This is a genomic window from Dolichospermum sp. UHCC 0352, assembly GCF_009711925.1.
Lineage (GTDB): Bacteria > Cyanobacteriota > Cyanobacteriia > Cyanobacteriales > Nostocaceae > Dolichospermum > Dolichospermum lemmermannii.
This window is the reverse complement of the sequence record NZ_VIKY01000051.1, coordinates 1-19915: the sequence shown is the minus strand read 5'-3', so window position 1 is coordinate 19915 and position 19915 is coordinate 1. Positions and strand designations below refer to the sequence as shown.

21 protein-coding genes and 3 pseudogenes are annotated in these 19915 nt (G+C 38.9%); 10 read left to right on the top strand and 14 right to left on the bottom strand.

The window, feature by feature from the left end; genetic code table 11:
* The first annotated feature begins 79 nt into the window (after positions 1 to 79).
* Entirely contained in the window at positions 80 to 1030 is a 951-nt protein-coding gene (locus tag FJR06_RS03270; RefSeq protein WP_148279078.1) for a hypothetical protein, read from the top strand.
* 289 nt (positions 1031 to 1319) lie between these two features.
* Here the strand turns inward: FJR06_RS03270 and nifH are convergent.
* Positions 1320 to 1613: pseudogene (gene nifH / locus FJR06_RS03265) on the bottom strand (nitrogenase reductase); the annotation flags it as partial.
* Between the two features lie 33 nt (positions 1614 to 1646).
* Between nifH and xisF the strand changes: the two are divergent.
* Positions 1647 to 3008 carry a fdxN element excision recombinase XisF gene (gene xisF, locus FJR06_RS03260; protein ID WP_254434379.1) on the top strand — a complete coding sequence of 454 codons (1362 nt, stop codon included), beginning with the start codon at positions 1647 to 1649 and terminating at the stop codon, positions 3006 to 3008.
* Here the strand turns inward: xisF and FJR06_RS03255 are convergent.
* Together FJR06_RS03255 and FJR06_RS24645 are read right to left on the bottom strand one after the other, a co-directional pair.
* On the bottom strand, positions 2992 to 3144 hold the full coding sequence (locus FJR06_RS03255; RefSeq protein WP_160170653.1) for a hypothetical protein: 153 nt from the start codon (positions 3142 to 3144) through the stop codon (positions 2992 to 2994). The genes xisF and FJR06_RS03255 overlap by 17 nt on opposite strands.
* 182 nt (positions 3145 to 3326) lie before the next feature.
* Positions 3327 to 3461, bottom strand: coding sequence for a hypothetical protein (locus FJR06_RS24645; RefSeq protein ID WP_256369478.1), 135 nt, complete (start codon positions 3459 to 3461; stop codon positions 3327 to 3329).
* Positions 3462 to 3563: 102 nt separating this feature from the next.
* On the opposite strand from FJR06_RS24645, the gene FJR06_RS24640 reads away from it, so the two are divergent.
* From FJR06_RS24640 to FJR06_RS03235, 5 genes and pseudogenes are all read left to right on the top strand, one after another.
* Positions 3564 to 3686 (top strand): hypothetical protein, encoded by a 123-nt coding sequence (locus tag FJR06_RS24640; protein ID WP_256369477.1) that lies wholly within the window; start codon positions 3564 to 3566, stop codon positions 3684 to 3686.
* Positions 3687 to 3865: 179 nt separating this feature from the next.
* Positions 3866 to 4527 (top strand): annotated as a pseudogene (locus tag FJR06_RS24200) (recombinase family protein).
* Between the two features lie 4 nt (positions 4528 to 4531).
* Complete coding sequence (locus tag FJR06_RS03245) at positions 4532 to 5563, top strand: hypothetical protein (protein WP_168650793.1); 1032 nt, start codon at positions 4532 to 4534, stop codon at positions 5561 to 5563.
* The gene (locus tag FJR06_RS03240; RefSeq protein WP_168650750.1) at positions 5553 to 6524 is read left to right on the top strand and encodes an ExeA family protein; all 972 of its coding nucleotides are present in this window, start codon (positions 5553 to 5555) and stop codon (positions 6522 to 6524) included. Before FJR06_RS03245 ends, FJR06_RS03240 begins: the two co-directional genes overlap by 11 nt.
* 220 nt (positions 6525 to 6744) lie before the next feature.
* Entirely contained in the window at positions 6745 to 7002 is a 258-nt protein-coding gene (locus FJR06_RS03235) for a hypothetical protein (protein WP_168650748.1), read from the top strand.
* Between the two features lie 28 nt (positions 7003 to 7030).
* Here FJR06_RS03235 and FJR06_RS03230 read toward each other — a convergent pair whose 3' ends face one another.
* The 6 genes from FJR06_RS03230 to FJR06_RS03205 all read right to left on the bottom strand — a co-directional run bounded on the left by FJR06_RS03230 (position 7031) and on the right by FJR06_RS03205 (position 11264).
* Entirely contained in the window at positions 7031 to 7366 is a 336-nt protein-coding gene (locus tag FJR06_RS03230) for a XisI protein (protein ID WP_168650746.1), read from the bottom strand.
* On the bottom strand, positions 7354 to 7773 hold the full coding sequence (locus FJR06_RS03225) for a XisH family protein (RefSeq protein WP_168650744.1): 420 nt from the start codon (positions 7771 to 7773) through the stop codon (positions 7354 to 7356). Before FJR06_RS03225 ends, FJR06_RS03230 begins: the two co-directional genes overlap by 13 nt.
* Positions 7774 to 7865: 92 nt before the next feature.
* Entirely contained in the window at positions 7866 to 9155 is a 1290-nt protein-coding gene (locus FJR06_RS03220; RefSeq protein ID WP_168650742.1) for an MFS transporter, read from the bottom strand.
* Positions 9121 to 9579, bottom strand: a complete 459-nt coding sequence (locus tag FJR06_RS03215) for a MarR family winged helix-turn-helix transcriptional regulator (RefSeq protein WP_168636886.1) — start codon at positions 9577 to 9579, stop codon at positions 9121 to 9123. Before FJR06_RS03215 ends, FJR06_RS03220 begins: the two co-directional genes overlap by 35 nt.
* Positions 9580 to 9598: 19 nt before the next feature.
* Entirely contained in the window at positions 9599 to 10453 is an 855-nt protein-coding gene (locus tag FJR06_RS03210) for an ABC transporter permease (RefSeq protein WP_168650740.1), read from the bottom strand.
* Entirely contained in the window at positions 10410 to 11264 is an 855-nt protein-coding gene (locus FJR06_RS03205; RefSeq protein ID WP_168650738.1) for an ATP-binding cassette domain-containing protein, read from the bottom strand. The genes FJR06_RS03210 and FJR06_RS03205 overlap by 44 nt, the downstream gene beginning before the upstream one ends.
* A gap of 180 nt (positions 11265 to 11444) precedes the next feature.
* Here FJR06_RS03205 and FJR06_RS03200 point away from each other — a divergent pair, with 180 nt between their 5' ends.
* The 3 genes from FJR06_RS03200 (at position 11445) to FJR06_RS03190 (ending at position 15337) form a co-directional block, all read left to right on the top strand.
* A complete protein-coding gene (locus tag FJR06_RS03200; protein WP_168650737.1) occupies positions 11445 to 13226 on the top strand; it encodes a tetratricopeptide repeat protein in 1782 nt (593 codons plus the stop codon).
* A 208-nt stretch (positions 13227 to 13434) separates the two neighbouring features.
* Complete coding sequence (locus FJR06_RS03195; RefSeq protein ID WP_168650735.1) at positions 13435 to 14355, top strand: DUF4351 domain-containing protein; 921 nt, start codon at positions 13435 to 13437, stop codon at positions 14353 to 14355.
* 439 nt (positions 14356 to 14794) lie between these two features.
* Complete coding sequence (locus FJR06_RS03190; RefSeq protein WP_168650733.1) at positions 14795 to 15337, top strand: DUF2808 domain-containing protein; 543 nt, start codon at positions 14795 to 14797, stop codon at positions 15335 to 15337.
* A gap of 43 nt (positions 15338 to 15380) precedes the next feature.
* Here FJR06_RS03190 and FJR06_RS03185 read toward each other — a convergent pair whose 3' ends face one another.
* From FJR06_RS03185 to FJR06_RS03165, 5 genes and pseudogenes are all read right to left on the bottom strand, one after another.
* Positions 15381 to 15911, bottom strand: coding sequence for a dual specificity protein phosphatase family protein (locus tag FJR06_RS03185; RefSeq protein ID WP_168650731.1), 531 nt, complete (start codon positions 15909 to 15911; stop codon positions 15381 to 15383).
* 12 nt (positions 15912 to 15923) lie between these two features.
* Positions 15924 to 17000: a homoserine O-acetyltransferase gene (metX, locus tag FJR06_RS03180; RefSeq protein WP_168650729.1), complete on the bottom strand. Its 1077-nt coding sequence runs from the start codon at positions 16998 to 17000 to the stop codon at positions 15924 to 15926.
* A gap of 75 nt (positions 17001 to 17075) precedes the next feature.
* Entirely contained in the window at positions 17076 to 18380 is a 1305-nt protein-coding gene (locus FJR06_RS03175) for an O-acetylhomoserine aminocarboxypropyltransferase/cysteine synthase family protein (RefSeq protein ID WP_168650727.1), read from the bottom strand.
* Positions 18381 to 18523: 143 nt separating this feature from the next.
* Positions 18524 to 19376 (bottom strand): annotated as a pseudogene (locus FJR06_RS03170) (dienelactone hydrolase family protein).
* A gap of 120 nt (positions 19377 to 19496) precedes the next feature.
* Positions 19497 to 19769, bottom strand: a complete 273-nt coding sequence (locus FJR06_RS03165; RefSeq protein WP_254433052.1) for a hypothetical protein — start codon at positions 19767 to 19769, stop codon at positions 19497 to 19499.
* Positions 19770 to 19915 lie beyond the last annotated feature (146 nt).

Here is a 19915-nt window from a genome sequence, read left to right as displayed (position 1 = left end):
GCAACTGTAAGAAAACACTTACTTGCAACATCATATACAATTATAATGTGTAGTGTAAATTTTTGGTCGGAGTGCAGAAGTGACAGAAGAAATTGATTTGATGAAACTTGTAATCGAAGTAGATGATGAGCTTATTCAAAAAGGGGCAGAACCCTTTCAACGTCCTCTATCTGCCTACTTTATAATTGCACAAAAGTTAAAACCAGGCAGCAATTTCATACTGGACTATGATCCCCTATTTAAGGCTGTTGATCAGATATACAAAAAACTATATCGTTTAACAGACTTGGTAATGCCACCTATGTATATGGGAGTATTTATGTTTCGAGATGTATTCTTTCCGCTACGTATTCCACTTTCTAGCTTACCAGCAATTAATCCAGTAGATTTTCTAATAGACGTACCTGATATACAAAAACAATGGCTGTTTAATGATCAACAGACTGGCTTAATATTCTTTGACCAGGTTATCGATCTGATGGATTTTGCGTATGGACTCGATGATGTTGAAAAAATGGGGAACCTGCCAAATAAAACAGTGGAATGGTGGTATTTGGCAAAACAGCAGCTTGAAGCAGCAGCAGCAACACTTTTAGGCTCATTCAATAAATACGCCGTAATCCAAAACTGTTGTATTGCAACTGAGCTACTTTTAAAAGGTGCTTTAATAACTTTTGGTTTTGATGAAGAAACTTTGGCAAATAAAAAACCTAAAAATAAAAAAGATAAAAATAATAAGGAGGACTACGGGCATAATCTTGAAAATCTAGTGAATAAAACGGCTGATCATCTACCCAATCTCAACAGAGAAACACTCCTATTCGTGGTTCAGGATTTACCAAAATATGTTCAAAGTCGGTACGAGGCTCAGAACTTCTCACGATTGGATCTAGGAAGATTTGTGATGAATACTCAATTTATCAGCGGTGAAATTTTGCGTCAGTTTTCCAATCGCAACTGTCGAGAAGACTTTACCACCATGCCAAATGGAAGTTGGGACTTAACTTATAGAACATTTCCAAAAAAGTAGAGTGATATCATGTGTTATCAAATACCCATCAATGTTGTAGTAGCTATTAGCTAAAATTATGATAGGGTATTTGTAATCAACTGTTAGAACTGTTGTAAAAAATCAGTAACACATTTATCAAAAATCATGTATCCCCCTTGACGCTAGGGACAAAATAGGGTAAATAAAAGAATAAATCCTCACAAAAATCCCATTTCTCTAAAATTTCCCAGGGCAAAAATAGGGCATAAAAAAATAAAAATTCCCAACCAATTGCATTCACAAAAACCCTAGACAAAATAGCTTAATCTTCACGGATAGGCATAGCAAATCCACCGCATACAACGTCACCCAATACGTCGTAAGATACGAAATCTAAGTCTGTGTAAGCACCGTTTTCTTCTAGGAAGTTAATAGCGGTGATAATACCACGACCGGCGCAACCTACACCGGGTTCTGGACCACCGGATTCCACGCATTTAACATCGCGGAAACCTTTGAGCATTACTTCATGAAGTTCTAGGTCTTCAACAGATCCTCTTTCAGCAGCCAAGTGAAGAACGGTTGTTTGAGCCTTAGAGTGAAGCATCAAACGAGTAGAGTTATATTAACAATATGGGCAGTATGAGGAATGATCATGAAAGCAGGTTATGTGAGGGTTTCCACCCGTGAACAGGATGAAGGCAATGCTTTGGAGCAACAAACAGCACGAGTAGAAAGGGCTGGTGCTATTGTCATCTTCTCAGATGTTGAGTCCGGTCGCAGCGACAAGAGGAAAGAATTTAATAAAATGATTGCTCAGTGCAAACAAGGCAAAATCACTGAAGTCATTTGTACGAGAATTGACCGACTAGGACGCAGCGTGGTGGGGATTCACAAAGCGATCGCTATCTTTGAGGAGTATAAGGTCAAACTCACGGTTTTGGATGCCCCCGTTGACCCAACTTCCCCCTTTGGGTGGTTTTCTGTGAATCAGATGGCTGGTTTGGCTGAATTTGAATCTAGGCTACTTGCTAATCGGATCAAAAATGGCATGAACTTTTTTAGAGAGCAGAAAAAGGCTTCTCCCCGTCCACCTTTTGGGTATTGTCGCGTGGATGAAAAGTATGCTCCTGATTTATCTGAGATGAATGGAATTAGTAAATGGGCGATCGCTCACAAGATGATTGAATATTTCCTCGGTGATGGGGCTACATTGAGGAGTACGGCGCAATATTTACTGCAAACTTATCATCTCAAGTGGACTGCTGCCGGACTGCGTTACTGGCTTTTAAACCCTGTACTGAGAGGCTGTACCGCCTACAATATCAAAGACAATTTAAATAAACCTGAGAATTGGGATATTCATGAAGATACTCACCAACCTTTAATTAGTGAAAATATCTTCAAACGGATAGTTGCAAAACTTGACGAAAATAAATCTAAATACAGCTACGGTAGAGAAAAAAAGGAAACAGAGATTTTCCCACTAGCGGGGCAGATTATTTGCGCTGACTGCGGCTATAAATGTTTTTGTAAGAAACGAAATTCGACATATAGAGTCCGTTGCAAAAAACATGAAAACATGGGAAATAATTTTTGTAGCAACAAAATTAGCACCTATCTACCAGATATTATTTCAGCAGTGGATCAAACCTTAGTAGAACGGCACAGGGAAATTAAGGAATATGCAATTACAAGTTCAAATGTAGAAACACAGGATAGCCCCGAATTGATTGCTAGGCAAGAACAACTAAAAGCACTGAGACGCTTACCTAAAAACCCAATCATTCAAGATGCCATTGACCAAACAATTTTAGAGATCAATAAAATCAAACAAAAAGAAACCGTAGTTAATAAAATCAACAGCGAACTATTTGATATTCTTGCGTTTTGTTGTAGCAATATTAATTTTTGGGATGAAACACCCTGGGCGGATAAATCCTTAATATATAAAGAATTAATTGATTACGTAAAAGTTGCCAATGGTGAAATCAAAGAAGTCAAGCTGCGGGTTTAAGCAGCCCTTGAAGTTCTACTTCAAATTCTTCTTCTGATAATAACATTAATCTCTTTCTGGTATAAGGATCTAAATACCGAATCCTATACCATTTTTTAGAGACACGAATCAATACTTGAGTCGCTGTTTCCTGCATATCATAATAGGTGAAGTCTTGTAACTAGTCTAGCTAGTTTTTGATATTTTTGTCTGTTTATGATGAACAAATTTATTATTCAGACACAAAATCAAATATCAAATCAAGTTTTGTGTTTCTCAAGAATCAATATTTTCATATTGTTTTGTATGAATTATTTATCAGTATTCTCTGATTCTAAACTATTCCTTAACCACCGTTGGTAATGTGTCTGCATCCTGCACAGTCAGGGGAAATTTTTTAACGTAGTTCCCATTACGGTTAGCTTTGTAATCAGCAATCATTTCTAAGGCTTTACTAGCTGTAGCGACCTGCAATTATAAATGCCCAAACCTGCAATCAAGACATTTTCAAACCAGGATTATTTGCAACTATAATTTCATTTGAACCAGAATTAACTGCAACTGAACCAGGATTAAATGCAACCAACCTGCAATCATCGCTTTCAACCAGGATTAATTGCAACTGACCGAAAGTCCCGTCAAACGGTAGTTGTCCAGTTTGCTCAAAAAACACCCCAATTTATCAACAAAACTATTTGAACTTCAGCCAGGATTAAATGCAACTATAAAGGTAAAAAAACGGTCGTTTCTTTTACCGCTATTACTTCCATCAAACAAAACCAAAACTGAATTAAGTTTAGTAACGAAACTCGGTAATTATATCAAAGGCAATATATGCTGTTAGGTAACGAGTTTATTTACTTGTTGGGGTTCAAAGTATGTTGATAGGCTATGCCCGAATTTCAACAGATGACCAAAATCTGAATCTGCAAAAGGATGCTTTGCAGCAGGCTGGTTGCGAGAAAATTTACTCCGACCGAATCAGCGGTGCAAAAGCAGAACGACCTGGACTCTCCTTGGCATTGGAAGTAGCAAGGACTGGTGATGTTTTGGTTGTATGGAGACTAGACCGCTTGGGAAGGTCACTCAAAGATCTGATTTCAATAGACATCTCCGAGAATTAAATGTACGTGACTTGAAACCCTTGTAGAGACGTTCCATGGAACGTCTCTACGATCTTTTTCGGAGATGTCTAATGATGGAAACCTTGGATAAGCGAGGAATTGGGCTTTCTAGCTTGCAAGAATCCATCACCACCACAAATAACAGTGGTAGATTGATTTTCCATTTATTCGGTGCATTGGCTGAATTTGAGCGCAACCTCATCCGTGAACGCACGACGGCTGGACTTGTAGCAGCACGAGTGCGTGGTCATAGGGGAGGTAGACCAAAAGCCCTTGATCCAACTAAACGTCAATTAGCAGTAAGACTTTATACGGAAAAACAATACACAATTATTGAAATATGTAAGTTAATGGGAATTTCCAAACCAACGCTCTACAACTATATTGCAGAGATAAAAACTGAACATGGTACATAAGCAAATCCCTGTAGAGGCACTTATTAATTTACGCCACCGCCTCGACGGATTGCCCAGCCGTTGTCAAGAGCGGCGAATTCTCATCGAAGAGACAGCAGCATTATACGGAGTGTCAACAGATACACTATATCGCGCTTTGCGTAACTCATCACGCCCAAAATCCATAAATCGCTCAGATAGCGGAACGCCTAGAAAACTTTCGCTGGCGGAAATGGAACGTTACTGCGAGATAATCGCGGCCATGAAAATCCGTACTAGTAACAAGAAAGGGCGACATATCTCCACAGTCCGAGCGATTGAACTGTTGGAGGAGTTTGGGATGGAAACACCCGATGGTTTTGTCCAACCAGATAAAGGTGCGTTAACTAGAAGCACTGTCAATTATTACTTAAAAACGTGGGGATATGACCAAGAACGCATGACTAGGCAACCGCCTGCGGTGCGTTTTCAAGCAGAGTATAGCAACGAATGTTGGCATTTCGACCTCAGCCCATCTGATTTAAAACACGTAAAACAGCCATCGTGGGTAGAACCGGACTTAGCAGGAGAAACTGTCGTGCTATGGTGGGGTTTGTTTGACAACGAACTGTACGTAGAGAAAGAAGACCGTCGTTACGGACCATTTTATCCAGTTGACAGACCTATCCCCTTACACCGCTACCGTAAATTTAAGAAAACTAAAACTGAAGAACGGGCAGATAAAATTGCCAATTTAGCTAAAAAGTTGGGTTTGCCACGGACTGCCTTGGACAAAAACGCGGACTTACAATTTCTGGTGGATAAATATAAGGAATTGGAGCCAACTGTTACACCTTTTAATGACCCCGACCCATACCAAGAATTTACTTATCCTACTGTATTGTTTGCTAAAAGGGCGATTTCTGAACAACTGGCCAAACCTTTGGCTAAATTGTCTCCCGAACAGTTAACATTCATTGATGCCCTGCTGGCTGAAACTCTGAATAAAAAAGCGATTATTGAACGAGTGCGGCAATATTTCCGCTCAAATAAAGGAGAGGAACAAAATGCTCACTGAAGTCATGGAACACTTTCGGTTGCTCAGGGAGTTTCGTAAGGCTGGTTACTACGAGACAGAGCATCAAAAACAATTGTTTAAGGATATTAAAGTCGCAATCCATTCAGGCAAGCTGGTTGCCATTACGGGAATTATCGGGTGTGGCAAGACGACGACTTTACGCCGTTTATTTGAGGTTTTGGAGAAAGAAGGCAAGATTTTAGTCTCGAAATCGCTTTCTGTTGATAAAAACCGAGCGACACTGCCAACACTGATTGCTGCCTTATTTTACGATTTATCAACAGATAAGGAAATTAAAATTCCTGCACTTGGGGAAAAACGGGAGCGGGAACTGCGTGACCTGATTAGAAAAGGTAAAAAGCCTGTGGCGTTGTTTGTAGATGAGGCTCACGACTTACATTACAGTACGCTCACAGGACTCAAACGTTTAATTGAGGTAGTTGAAGACGGTGGTGGTACGCTCTCTGTGGTGTTAGCTGGTCATCCTAAGCTGAAAAATGATTTACGCCGTCCAACTATGGAAGAAATTGGCTATCGGGCAACAGTCTTTTCTTTGGAGGGTATTGTTGGTAGTCAAAAAGAATATATTGAATGGTTGGTATCTAAATGTACTACTGAAGATACTCAAATAAGTGACATATTGGAACCGGATGCTATTGACTTACTTGCCACGCGGCTGAGGACACCATTGCAAATCGAGCAACATTTGACACTAGCTTTCGAGGCTGCATATCTTTTTGGAGAAAAAACAGTTACCACAGCGATTATTGAGTCGGTTTTATCTAAGCAAATTGACGATTTGGAACCCACCTTAACCCGGCATGGCTACGATGTCAGAGGTTTGGCGGAACAGTTCAATGCCAAACCAGCGGAAATTAAATTGCTGTTTCGCGGACAACTTGACCCAGCGCGCTCTCGTGAATTACACGAGCAAATGTTGGCGGCGGGACTGCCACTTTGAGCGGATTGAAACTGCGATAAAAATGTTAATATTTATAGTTGCAATTAATCCTGGCTGAAAGCGATGATTGCAGGTTGGTTGCATTTAATCCTGGTTCAGTTGCAATTAATTCTGGCTGAAGTGTAATTATAGTTGCATTTAATCCTGGTTTGAAAATGTCTTGATTGCAGGTTTGGGCATTTATAATTGCAGGTCGCTACAATTATGAGGATAAATCAATATGAAGGTTAGAAGAATAAAACGCGGTCAAAATATTGAGCTATTAGAACAACTAAATAACATTCCAGATGGAACAGAAATAATAATTGACTTAGAATTTATTGAAAAGCAAATACCAGAACCAAAAATACATTTAACAGAAGAAGAGAAATTAGCTAAATTAAATAAATTATTTGGTGCGTGGAAAAATCAACCAGATTTAACAGAAATATTTGCAGAAATTGACCAACAACGCCATACTTACCAAGGTAGGGTATAGACTTAATTGATAATCAATCAATAATTCCCTAACCCACAGCATATTCTGTAAACTTCCTCATAAAAGGAGATTGAAATCCCAAAACAATATCCTCCTTTGGAACTCCCACAGCTACTAAATTCTCTGCAATATCATCTTCAGTACCATTCCATTGCAGCCAAATTTTTTCACCCTTAATATCAATATGAATAATACAACTATGTATCCATTCTTGACCTTCCCAACCTACATGAACTATTTGATAATGGTCACGTTGTGTATCAAAAATTGTCTCAACTTCTATATTCCCGTTAGCAGGTCTTTGTTCGCTATATTCTTGTAAAATCTGCTGTACAAGCTGGCGATATTTAGTTAGTTTATCCATTCTGCAATTACCTCATTCTCTACATCATAAATAATCATTTTGACTTGATTCTCTTCAATCATATCTCTAGGAAAATCAAGATTAAAAAATGTCTTATAGGTTGTTAAAGGTACTGCTAAATACAAAACACGATCTGGCTGTCTTCTTCTTAATGCACCTCTATAATTAATAAACTGTCCTAACGCTGTATGAAATTCCGAAATTGCAGACGACCTCTCCAAAAAACTTTTGATCTCAACAGCAATTTTTTCTCCTTCTCTTTCCGCTGCAATCAGCTTTTCTGCGGCTAAATCAATAGACAGATTTACCCCGCCTACACTAATTGATAGGGGATCGTGAGTAATCTGCCAACCGTCCTTCTGTAGAGCTTTTTTGACAACTTCATGAAAGACATCTTTAGCCGACATACTGATCCCTAATTATATTTCCTACATATATCTTACAATATTAACGCATTTCTTCCTTTGCGCCTTTGCGCCTTTGCGTGAGATACTTTCCCCTATAAATCCTCATGCAACGCCCCCAACTTCCGTATCTCCGGCCAAATTACGGCTGTTGCAACCACCACCAAAATCGTCCCAATACCCCCACCAACGACAGAAAACACGGGACCAAATAAAGCCGCAGTCAAACCAGACTCAAAACCCCCCAACTCATTAGAAGCACTGATAAACACACTATTGATAGCCGCAACTCGACCCCGTAAATGGTCAGGAGTACGAATTTGCACCAAAGTATGACGAATCACCACGCTAATGCTGTCTAACGCCCCACTTAATACCAACATCAACAACGACAGCCACACCCAACGGGATAAACCAAAAATAATTGTCACAATCCCAAACCCGACAACCGACCAAAGTAAGGCCGGACCAGCTTTGCGGATAGGTGGCAAATATACCAACAATGCTGCCATAATTAATGCACCTATTGATGGTGCTGCTTGTAAATAGCCCAATTCCACAGGACCAACGTGCAGAATATCTTTGGCAAAAACGGGTAATAATGCCACTGCACCACCCAACAAAACAGCAAATAAATCTAAAGTGATAGCTGCAAGAATGAGTTGATTATTCCAAACAAATTCAGCCCCAGCAGCTAGGGTTTTTAAAGATATTGGTTCTTTTTTAAAGTTGGTTTTTTGGGGTTTAATGGCTGCGGTGAGGAAAAAACATGAAAGTGCAGCGATCGCTGCTAATATATATACTCCTGTCGCATTCTTGAACAGAGCAATACTAAATCCTCCCAAAGCTGGCCCAATTACTGACGCTAATTGAAAACTACTACTATTCCAAGTCGCTGCATTAGTAAAAGCACTCATCGGTATTAACTGCCACATCAGCGCATCACCAGCAGGTTTGAGAAATGCCCTAGCTACACCTGTTAATAATAAGCAAGCATAAATTAGAAAAACTGCACCTTGATAATAGGAAATAGCCGCTAAAGTTAGAGAACAAAACATTAATAGCAGCATTGAATATAAAGTAATCTTTTTGCGTTGGCTTTGCCCGCCTTTGGCATCGCTTTTATCAGCAACGTGTCCCGTAATCAAAGTTAGGGCAATCATTGGTAAAACCTGCGCCAGCCCGATGCCACCTAAGGCCATCGCTGAATTTGTTCGCTCATATAGCTCCCATCCCAGTGCTACCGTCTGCATTTGTCCCCCTGTGAAGAGGACTACACGCCCAATGGTAAATAGCCGATAATCTCGAAATCTCATGGCTGCAAAAGGATCGTGTTGTGCAGCCTTATTGTTATGGTGAGTTGGTTTCTGTTTGCTCGAAGACATTTTTTAGTAGAGTCAAGCCTGATTCAATTTGTGATACCTGCTCTGGTGTCAAACTCTCCAGAATTTCCGCAATTTCCCCGCGAGTTTTTTCCTGAGATTGCTCTAAAAGCAGTTTTCCCTCTCTTGTCAAATTCAGGACTACTCGTCGTCGTTCTTGAGGATTATCTGTCCGTTGCACCAGATTACGTTGGACTAATTTTTCTATAGTTGTGGATGCTGTAGCACAGGTAACTCCGAGATGATCTGCTACCTCAGACAAGGAAGCACCAGGATTGCGATTCAGAAAAGCGAGCGATCGCAATTGTGGTATAGATAAAGAGTCAGAACTGTGCGATCGCATTTCAGATCGGATAAACCGCATCAATAAGGGGACAGTTTCCATCACCCTAGCGGCACATTCTTCAGAGGGTTTATCCAAACTCATAAGACCGTTTTTCTCCAGATTACATTGCCACCTGTGGATAAAGTCGGCCACAGATGTAGGTTAAACCTATTAATGTTAGCAAGAGAATTGTACAATCTAACCCAAACCCATAAATACTTGAGCCATTTGCCAGCATTGCACCGCGTAAAGCATCCACTTCATAAGTCAAAGGATTCAAGTGGGAAATGACCTTTAACCAACTTGGCATTAAGGAAATAGGATAGATGGCATTACTGGCAAAAAACAACGGCATGGTGATTAATTGCCCAATACCCGTAAATCTTTCCCGCGATTTCACCAAACAGCCAATAATTAAAGAAAAAGTGCAAAAACAACCAGCACCTAAAAACACAATCAGTACAACTTGCAAAAAAGCCAAAGGATTGAGATTGAGATGTACACCCAACAAAATCGCTAAAATGTAAATAAACACCACTTGGGAAAAACAACGAATCCCAGCCGCAAAAGCTTTGCCCAAGACAATCGCTGCACGGGGTATAGGTGCAACTAAGAATTTCTGCAAAATCCCTAAATCCCGTTCCCAAATTAATGTCATTCCCCCAGCAAAAATAGCGACAAACAACGCACTTTGAGCCAGAATACCGGGAGTCATAAAATCCAAGTAAGGTAAATTACCTGTAGGGATAGCACGAGTCCGAGTAAATACTTGCCCAAATATCAGCAGCCATAAAGCCGGTTGTACAGCCCGAATCACTAAATCACTAGGATCATGGCGGAGTTTTCGCACTTCCAATTCAGTAATTATCAGGGTTTTAGTAAATAGTTCTTTAATATTAGAAAAAATCCCCTTGGGGCGATTATATTTCGGTTCAACCCAATCGTTGAGAGGTACGTCTAGTTCTTGCAGTTTCACTGTAACTCACTCCTGATACTAATTGATTTCCTGCGTAGTGGATGAAGACATCATCTAAGGTTGCGTCTGGTTTTTCTATGACAGCTTTTAATTCTGAAGGTGAACCAGTGATAATTTCTTTACCTTGATTCATAATCACCACTCGATGACAAAGATGATCCGCTTCTTCTAAAAAGTGGGTAGTTAAAAAGATAGTTGTACCGTACTCTCTACGGAGTTGCTGCACAAGTTGCCATACTTGGGTTCTTGCAACTGGATCTAATCCCACTGTTGGCTCATCTAGAAATAAGATTTGGGGTTGATGTAAAATGGCTTGGGCAATTTCTAACTTACGAATCATTCCTCCAGAGAAGGTTCTCACTAAGCGATGTGCAGCATCTTCCAAACCCATAAATTCCAGTACCTCAGCAATTTGCTGTTTTCTGCGTCGAGGGGGAATATCATACAATTTGGAAAATATTAAAAGATTTTCATAACCTGTTAAAGTTCCATCTGCTGATAAAGCCTGGGGTACATAACCTATGACTCTTCTGACTGCATCAGGTTGACGAGTCACATCATAACCGGCTAAGTATGCTTTCCCGCTACTGACTGGTAGCAAGGTAGTTAACATCTTAATTACTGTACTTTTACCAGCACCGTTGGGACCTAGTAAACCAAAAACCTCTCCTGCTGTTACGGAGATATTTAAGTTATCAACAGCTGTAAATTTTTCAAAGCGGCGCGTCAGTTCCAAGGTTTGCAATATTAATGACTTTGGGACTTGTGCAGGTATTTCCGCAGATTCTATTCTTCCCGTAAGTTTCGTCACGAGTCGGATTTACTTCCTTATTCAAATAGTTAGTTTCTCTAAATATTAGTTTGACATATTTCTTCTAAAAGTCAAGACCCATTGGGAAGTAGCGATTTCTACGGAGCGCTTCGCTATCGCTTTCAGAATTGGTGTAGGCGATCGCTATACTATTCTTATGGATAGATTATTTAAACCAATATGGACTGGACAACACCACTCAAGGCACAACAGACTGATTTTATTCAAAGACTTAAATCTGCTAAATTACTCCATTGTGATGAAAAAGGCCAGCATAGTGAATTAACTGTCATTTCTGATGAGAGATCAAAGCCATTACGGAATTTTTGCTGGGAGATGATCAGAAAGTATAAACCAAATGATCCCCAAAATTACTTTATCAACAATATGAAGGGGAAGTTGGGTGAGGAAGTTGTTAAATCCCGTTTAGCTGATTTTGTGACAGAAGTTGACTATGAAAAGCGCGTTGGTGGTGATGGAAAAGTTGATTTTACCTTAACTTCTGACTCATCAATTGGTATTCAGGTTAAAGCCCGGAATGGCAATTTTGATAAAATTCAATGGTCAATTAGCCCAGAAGAAATTGAAAAAAATGCAGTTCTAGTTTGTATTTTAATTCAAGAGGAAGTTAGCGAAGCTCAGGCTGAATACAATCTGATTTTGGCGGGATTTTTACCAACAAATATGATTACTTTGTCTGCTGGTAAAGCCTTGGTGGGAATAGATGAATTGCTTTATTCTGGAGGTTTACGCAGCTATTTAGAAAGTTTGACATCTTCTGAAGCTGACGAATATATTCGCTTGGGTGATGAGTGTCTTGAGAAAGAAGATTATCAAGGTGCTTTTGATTATTATACTCAAGTATTGCAACTGAAACCAAATAATGAAAGTGCTTACTTCAACCGAGGTCTTGCCCGTTATATATTAGGAGAGAAGCAGGGTGCAATTGAGGATTATACTCAGGCTATCAAAATTGATCCTAACTTTGCCTGTGCTTACTACAATCGAGGAGATATCCGTGATGTATTGGGAGATAATCAGGGTGCAATTGATGATTACACTCAGGCTATCAAGATTAATCCCAATTATGTAAATGCTTACTTCAACCGAGGATTTGCCCGTTCTAAATTAGGAGATAATCATGGTGCAATTGATGATTACACTCATGCTATCAAGATTGATCCCAATTATGTATATGCTTACAATAATCGAGGAAATGCCCGTTCTAAATTAGGAGATAAGCAGGGTGCAATTGATGATTACACTCAGGCTATCAAGATTGCTCCCAATCATGTAAATGCTTACTTCAACCGGGGAAATGCCCGTTTTGAGTTAGGCGATAAGCAAGGAGTAATTGATGATTACACTCAGGCTATCAAGATGAATCCTAACAATGCCTATGCCTACATCAACCGGGGAGTTGTCCGTTATGAATTAGGAGATAAGCAGGGTGCAATTGATGATTACACTCAGGCTATCAAGATTAATCCTAAGAATGCCCCAGCCTACAACAACCGAGGAGTTGCCCGTTCTAAATTAGGAGATAATCAGGGTGCAATTGATGATTACACTCAGGCTATCAAGATTCATCCCAGTGATGTAGATGCTTACTATAACCGGGGAAATAACCGTTCTGAATTAGGAGATAAGCAGGGTGCAATTGATGATTATACTAAGGCTATTAAGATTGATCCCAATTATGTAAATGCTTATGTCAACCGGGGAAATGCCCGTTCTGAATTAGGAGATAAGCAGGGTGCAATTGATGATTATACTAAGGCTATCAAGATTGATCCTAATTTTGCCTTAGCTTATCACAACCGAGCAGATGTCCGTAATGTATTAGGAGATAAGCGGGGTGCAATTAAAGATTTTCAAACAGCCGCAAATATATATAAAAAAGAAGGTAAAGAAACAAACTATCAAGATACTATGGAGCTAATCAGAAAAATTAACAAATAATGAATATAAGTTCAGCCAGGTAAGAAAGATCCCCGACTTCTGAATTAAATTTTTTGTAAATAATGAACATCATTCAAAGAAGTCGGGGATCTAAAAGTATTGAATACAACACAAAAAAAAATTCAAACATCCTCTTACGGAAAATTCATAACTGCTATATAATAGAAGTCCAAATTGTTTCCCAGATTTTACTCAAAATTAAAATTTAATGACTAGGTTTATACATGATAAATTTGCCAAAGACTATCTAGAAGAGCTATTGAAAGATTACGGAGAAGTCAAAGCATCAGAAAAAGTCTCAGGAGAAATTAAAGAAATAGATGTTTTATTCACACCTGCTAAACAACAAAATTCTAAATTACAAATACTGGGCTTACTAGGAAGACTTGCCGAAAATCCTGCAATAATAGAACCATACCGCAATCCAGCTTCTAGCGATGAAATCTGCGACTGTATTCTCAAATTATTAGAAGTCAAGGCTTCATTGCGACGAGAAGCCAAAGCCAATAAAATCAAACTTCAGGAGTCAGAAATTCCTAAATTGTGGATTTTAACCCCCACCATATCTGAAACTCGTTTATCTAGCTTTGGAACTGTCCAAAAAGAAGATTGGTTATCGGGAGTACATTTTTTAGCAGATGCCTTGCGAACAGCAATTGTGGCAATACACCAACTACCACAAACACCGGAGACTTTATGGTTGAGGCTTTTGGGTAGGGGAAGCGTACAATCACAAGCAATTATCGAGTTGCAGGCGTTACCATTAGATCACCCATACCAAAAAGCCACCCTGGAATTAGTTTACAACTTGCGCGAAAATTTGAGAGTAAATCAAGAACTAGAAACAGATGATAGGGAGTTAATTATGCGACTAGAACCACTTTATCAAAGAAATAGAGAACAAGCTAAAGAAGAAGGAAGACAAGAAGGAAAGCAAGAAGGAAAGCAAGAAGGAGAAAAAAACTTAATACTGCGTCTACTACATCGTCGGATTGGGGAAATTGATGCGTTATTAATCGAGCGAATTACAGGATTATCAATTGAACAGTTAGAAAACTTAGGAGAGGCATTATTAGACTTTTCTAGTGTTGCTGATTTAGAAGCTTGGTTAACCCAACACTCAATTTAATTCATTTTGATTATTAGGGAGTTAATCATGCAATTAGAACCATTTTTCAAACAACCTATACTTGTCATAATCTAAAAACATTAAATCAGGTAGGTTGGGTTGACATTAGGAAACCCAACATTTACGGACGTTTGTTGGGTTGCGCTGTCGCTCAAGAGGGTGTTTGAAAAGTATTAAATAAAACCAATAATCTCCAAAAACCTAACCCCCCTACCCCCCTTCCCTACGAGGTAAGGGGGGTTTCAAAGCCTCACCCCGCTTCGGGGAGAGGTTTGGAGAGGGGTTAATTTATACATTGAAAACTTTTAAAACATCCTCTAACCCAACCTACAAAAACTCTTAACCAAACAGTATTGTAATCATTAATAAGTTCCACTTGCTAAACTAAAAGGATGTAATGCAATAGAAAAACCTATTTAAAATATCAAATCCTAAAAACATGAACAACTTTAAAACTCTTTGTAAAACTCTAGCTATTAGTACAGGAATATTTTTATTATCTGTGCCTACTACCTACGGGATAACACCAAAACCGTTGTTAACTGCCAAAACAAGTTACAATCAAACAGGTTCTTGGGATGCAACTTATTATTTTACAATCAAATTACCAGAATCTCTGGCTAATTGGCAACTGCAACAGGTTGTTTTAACACAAATAGAAGGTGTAGAAAATATTAAATTCAGTCAGAAAGACAGTTTTGCTTTCGTAGAAGCAAGTGGACAAAAAGAAAAGATAGGTATTACACTAAGCAAAAGTTCAACTCAACCACAAACTGTCATTGCTACTTTTGATAAACCAGTTTCTGCAAATCAAACAATTACTATCGGTTTAAAACCTTTTTATAATCCCACCAGTGAAGGTATTTATCTATTTCGAGTTCATGTTATTTCCTCTGGTGAGAAAACGAATAATTTAGTTGTGGGAACTGCTCGTTTGCAATTTTACAATGATTTTGATAATCACCTATTTTATCAAAGGTAAAGTGTGTAGAAATTGCTGATTTTTCATACAAATGCAATATTCATCAATTAGTTAAGAATGCTAGACGACAATTATTCAGCAGCACATTTAATTCTCGTGCAACTTGTAACGGATTTTCACTTAACATTACAGCTTCATGAGGATTTCTCCCTGTTCTTATAACAGCAGAAATTGCATCTTGATTAGAAAATCCCCGCACAGTAACTAACCACGCTGCTAATATATGTCCAGTGCGACCAATTCCACCAGCACAATGCACAACTACTTTTTCATTTTGTTGATTTGCTGTGATTAAAAAAGGCAGTATTTTCTGTGTGAGTGTTTCTAAATCAGATAAATGAAAATCTTCAATTGGTGTCCAACAAACTTGTTGATTACCAAATTCTTGCTGATATATATCTAAAAGATGAGCATAATTAGCTAGTTGTTTTTCACTAAGTAAACAGTAAACTCGCTGAATGTTGTGGGATTTCATAAACTCAATCCAATCATATACCTGATGATCAGTATATCCAGGTTGAGAAGCACCAAAAACTATTGTTTCTTGTTCCCAAGCAGCAGCAAATTTGTACATCTACGGTAAACTTCAAGAATATTTACTCTTATTCACATCATCTAGTTCTTTCCTAAAAGAGACTAGGATTTCATTTAATGCTTCCATATCAATTAAAAAAGCATCATGTCCGTGAGTTGATTTAAGCAACCCCAGTTGAGCATTAGGAATTAAATCTACTAATTCTTGTTGTTCCACTGGAGGATAAAGAACATCAGAATCAATGGAGATAATTAAAGTTGGTTGTTTAATACTTTGCAAAACTGATTGATAATCTTTTCTGTTCCAACTAACATCATGACTATCCATTGCATGAGTTAATGTAATATAAGTATTAGCATCAAAACGTTCTATTAGTTTTTGACCTTGATATTGTAAATAACTGGATATTGCAAACTGATTAGATTCATCCTGCTGCCTTCCAAAACGATTTGAAAAACTCTCCCAATAACGATAGGTAATCATTGCCATCATCCGCGCTACCGCTAATCCTTGGACTGGTGGTGTATCAATTGTATAGTTCCCACCTTGCCAATTGCGATCGCTATAAATTGCCTGTCTTTGGGCTTCACTCAAGCCAATAGACCATGCTGAATGTCTTCCAGGTGATGCCATTGGTGCGATCGCTCTCACCTTTTTTGGATATAATAAAGCCCATTCTAAAACTTGCATTCCACCCAGCGAACCACCAATTGCTAACCGTAGAGATTTAACTTCCAGATATTCTAATAGTGCAGCTTGGAGGTGAACCATATCCCGAATTGTAATTCGGGGAAAAGATCCACCATAAATATTTTCTGTTTTTGGGTTAATAGAAGTTGCTCCAGTTGTACCGTAACAACTTCCTAAAATGTTGCTGCACACAATAAAATCCTGGTCAGAATCAAAGACTTTTCCTGAACCAAACAAATCTCCCCACCAGTCGTCAGCGTCAGCAGAACCTGTGAGAGCATGACAAATTAAGACTCCATTATCGCCGTTTGCGTTTAATTTTCCCCAAGTGCGATAAGCAACCTGAACATCAATTAATACTTCACCAGATTCTAATGAAAATGGTGCTGACAATTGGTAAAACTGGTTTTTTGATGAAATGAAGTCTAAGTATTTCATAAAATTAGCAATTAGCTATAGATTCCCAGATCCCCGACTTATTTAAGAAGTCGGGGATCTTTTTCTTTTGGTATATTAGCCAGAAATCTTCTTAAATGCCTGTTCAAAATCCTCCTTAATATCATCAATATGTTCAATTCCCACAGATACCCGCACCAAATCAGGTGTTACACCAGCCGAAATTTGTTCACTATCACTTAGCTGTTGATGAGTTGTAGAAGCAGGATGAATAACAAGGGTTTTTGCATCACCGACATTTGCCAAATGACTAGCTAATTTCACATTACTAATGAAAGCTTTACCTGCTTCTAATCCACCTTTGATACCAAAATTAAGAACGCCACCAAAGCCATGTCGAAGATATTTTTTTGCTCGTTCATGATATGGATGATTGGGAAGTCCTGGATAATTAACCCATGCTACCTGCTCTTGTTGTTCTAACCATTTAGCTAATTCTAAAGCATTATTTACATGACGTTCTACACGCAGGGAAAGAGTTTCTAATCCTTGCAGTAATAGAAAAGCGTTAAATGGACTCAATGCTGCTCCTAAATCTCGTAATCCTTCCACTCTGGCGCGAATAATAAAGGCAATGTTCCCAAATTGACTACCTTTCCCAAATACTTCTTGAAAATTCAATCCATGATAACCGGGGGAAGGTTCGGTAAAGAGGGGAAATTTGCCGTTACCCCAATCAAATTTACCAGAATCAACGATCACGCCGCCAATAGATGTACCATGACCACCTATCCATTTAGTAGCAGATTCTACAACAATATCTGCACCATGTTCAATTGGTCGTGCTAGATATCCACCTGCACCGAAGGTATTATCTACAATTAAAGGAATACCATTTTCATGGGCAATTTGAGCTAAAACAGCAAAGTCTGGGATGTTGAATTGGGGATTACCAATGGTTTCAACATACAAAGCTTTGGTATGTTCATCAATCGCTTGACGGAATTTTTCTGGATCATCTCCTTCCACAAATTTGACGTTTATTCCCAATCGCGGAAGAGTAACTTTGAACTGGTTATAAGTTCCTCCATAGAGGAAACTGGTAGAAACAATATTATCTCCTGCCTGAGCGATCGTACTTATTGCCAAAAATTGTGCCGCTTGACCGCTTGCAGTTGCTAAAGCTGCTACGCCCCCTTCTAATGCTGCAATTCTTTTTTCAAATACATCCGTTGTCGGATTCATAATCCGGGTATAAATGTTACCAAATTCCTGGAGAGCAAATAACCGCGCTCCATGTTCAGCATCATCAAAAACGTAGGAAGTGGTTTGATAAATTGGTACAGCGCGGGCATTAGTACCAGGTGCAGGTTCTTGTCCAGCATGGACTTGTAGGGTTTCAAAACGATAATTTTCTGACATAGTTAGTATTTAAATAGGTTGACTATCAAAACATGAAATTCGGACTTACGCAAAACCTCTCAAACTCTTATTTCTCCGTGTCCTCTGCGCCTCTGCGGTTCGTTTATCCGTAATTTCTGCGTAAGTTCTAGAAATATTGAAACTCACACTCCATACTGTTTAAACCATACCTGGAGTCTTTGCCAACCATCCTGGGCATCTTTTTCGCGGTAAGAAGGGCGATAATCGGCAAAAAAGGCGTGAGGTGCATCAGGATAAACAATTATCTCTGATTTATTGCTACTAGATTTGAGTTTTTCTCGTATTTGTTCTACTGTGTCCACAGGAATACCTGTATCTTGACCTCCATAGAGTCCCAGCACGGGGACTTTTAACTCAGAAGCAATATCAACAGGGTGTTTAGGCTGTAGTTCGGTTACATTGCCTACCAATCTTCCATACCAAGCCACACCTGCTTTTACATTGGGATTATATGCTGCATATAGCCAGGTAATTCGACCACCCCAGCAAAAACCCGTAATTGCTAATTTATCAGCGTTACCCTTGGCTGATTTTACAGCCCAAGTAACAATATTATCTAAATCTGATAGAACTTGAGTATCGGGAACTTTGGATACAATTGCGCGAATTTCGTCAATATTGCTTAATTTTGACACATCACCTTGACGGATGAATAGTTCGGGAGCGTTGGCGTTAGCCCGCCGCAGGCATCGCTAAATACCCTAATTTAGCAAAGCGTCTAACAACATCCTGTATATGTTCATGAACACCAAATATTTCCTGAATTACCAAGACAATAGGAAAATTTTCACCCTTTTCTGGTTGCGCTCTATATGCCGGAATTTCCCCACCCTCAACGGGAATTTTCACCCCTCCCGCAATTAATCCTTTTGTATCTGTGGTAATCACTTTAGCAGAAACAGGTTGTACGGCTAAAGCAAAACCAGTTGTTAAAGCAGCAGTAGCGATAAATTCACGGCGTGTTATTTCTTTGATCATTTTTAATTACCTTGATTTATTTTTTTCTCACGCAGAGGCTCAGAGACGCAGAGAGAGTAAAGGCAGATTTTTAGAAATAATTGATAATTAGTAATTTTCCTATTACCAATTACCAGATTATTTATTATTTTGCCAAACTATTTCCTTAACCTTGACTTCTTTAGGAATCAATTTGATCTTATAGAAAGCATCAGCAACTTCTTGTTGTTTCGTAATTATTTCATCTGTTAGAGGTAATACACCATATTCACGCCGCTTTTCGGCTATTTCTAAAACAGCCGCATCTATACCTAATATAGGTGATAGTAACTTAGCAACTTCAGGTGGATTATTTTTTGTCCAGTCGCTTACTTTCTTGACTTCATCAATAACCGTTTTCAGAGTATCCAAATTGCTATCAGCAAAAGATTTAGCAGCCAGATAATAACCACGATTAGGTGCTAATCCAGTCGCATCTGTTAAAGTGCGGACACTTATTGCTTTCTCTGCTGCGGCTAAGTAAGGGTCCTTATGTCAAATGGTGTACGGATTTGACA

Coding starts and splice junctions, on each gene's coding strand:
- xisF (WP_254434379.1), top strand. CDS start 1,647: ATGAAAGCAGGTTATGTGAGGGTTTCCACCCGTGAACAGGATGAAGGC.
- FJR06_RS03255 (WP_160170653.1), bottom strand. CDS start 3,144: ATGCAGGAAACAGCGACTCAAGTATTGATTCGTGTCTCTAAAAAATGG.
- FJR06_RS24640 (WP_256369477.1), top strand. CDS start 3,564: ATGCAACCAACCTGCAATCATCGCTTTCAACCAGGATTAATTGCAACT.
- FJR06_RS03240 (WP_168650750.1), top strand. CDS start 5,553: ATGCTCACTGAAGTCATGGAACACTTTCGGTTGCTCAGGGAGTTTCGT.
- FJR06_RS03235 (WP_168650748.1), top strand. CDS start 6,745: ATGAAGGTTAGAAGAATAAAACGCGGTCAAAATATTGAGCTATTAGAA.
- FJR06_RS03230 (WP_168650746.1), bottom strand. CDS start 7,366: ATGGATAAACTAACTAAATATCGCCAGCTTGTACAGCAGATTTTACAA.
- FJR06_RS03225 (WP_168650744.1), bottom strand. CDS start 7,773: ATGTCGGCTAAAGATGTCTTTCATGAAGTTGTCAAAAAAGCTCTACAG.
- FJR06_RS03220 (WP_168650742.1), bottom strand. CDS start 9,155: ATGTCTTCGAGCAAACAGAAACCAACTCACCATAACAATAAGGCTGCA.
- FJR06_RS03215 (WP_168636886.1), bottom strand. CDS start 9,579: ATGAGTTTGGATAAACCCTCTGAAGAATGTGCCGCTAGGGTGATGGAA.
- FJR06_RS03200 (WP_168650737.1), top strand. CDS start 11,445: ATGGACTGGACAACACCACTCAAGGCACAACAGACTGATTTTATTCAA.
- FJR06_RS03195 (WP_168650735.1), top strand. CDS start 13,435: ATGACTAGGTTTATACATGATAAATTTGCCAAAGACTATCTAGAAGAG.
- FJR06_RS03190 (WP_168650733.1), top strand. CDS start 14,795: ATGAACAACTTTAAAACTCTTTGTAAAACTCTAGCTATTAGTACAGGA.
- FJR06_RS03185 (WP_168650731.1), bottom strand. CDS start 15,911: ATGTACAAATTTGCTGCTGCTTGGGAACAAGAAACAATAGTTTTTGGT.
- metX (WP_168650729.1), bottom strand. CDS start 17,000: ATGAAATACTTAGACTTCATTTCATCAAAAAACCAGTTTTACCAATTG.
- FJR06_RS03175 (WP_168650727.1), bottom strand. CDS start 18,380: ATGTCAGAAAATTATCGTTTTGAAACCCTACAAGTCCATGCTGGACAA.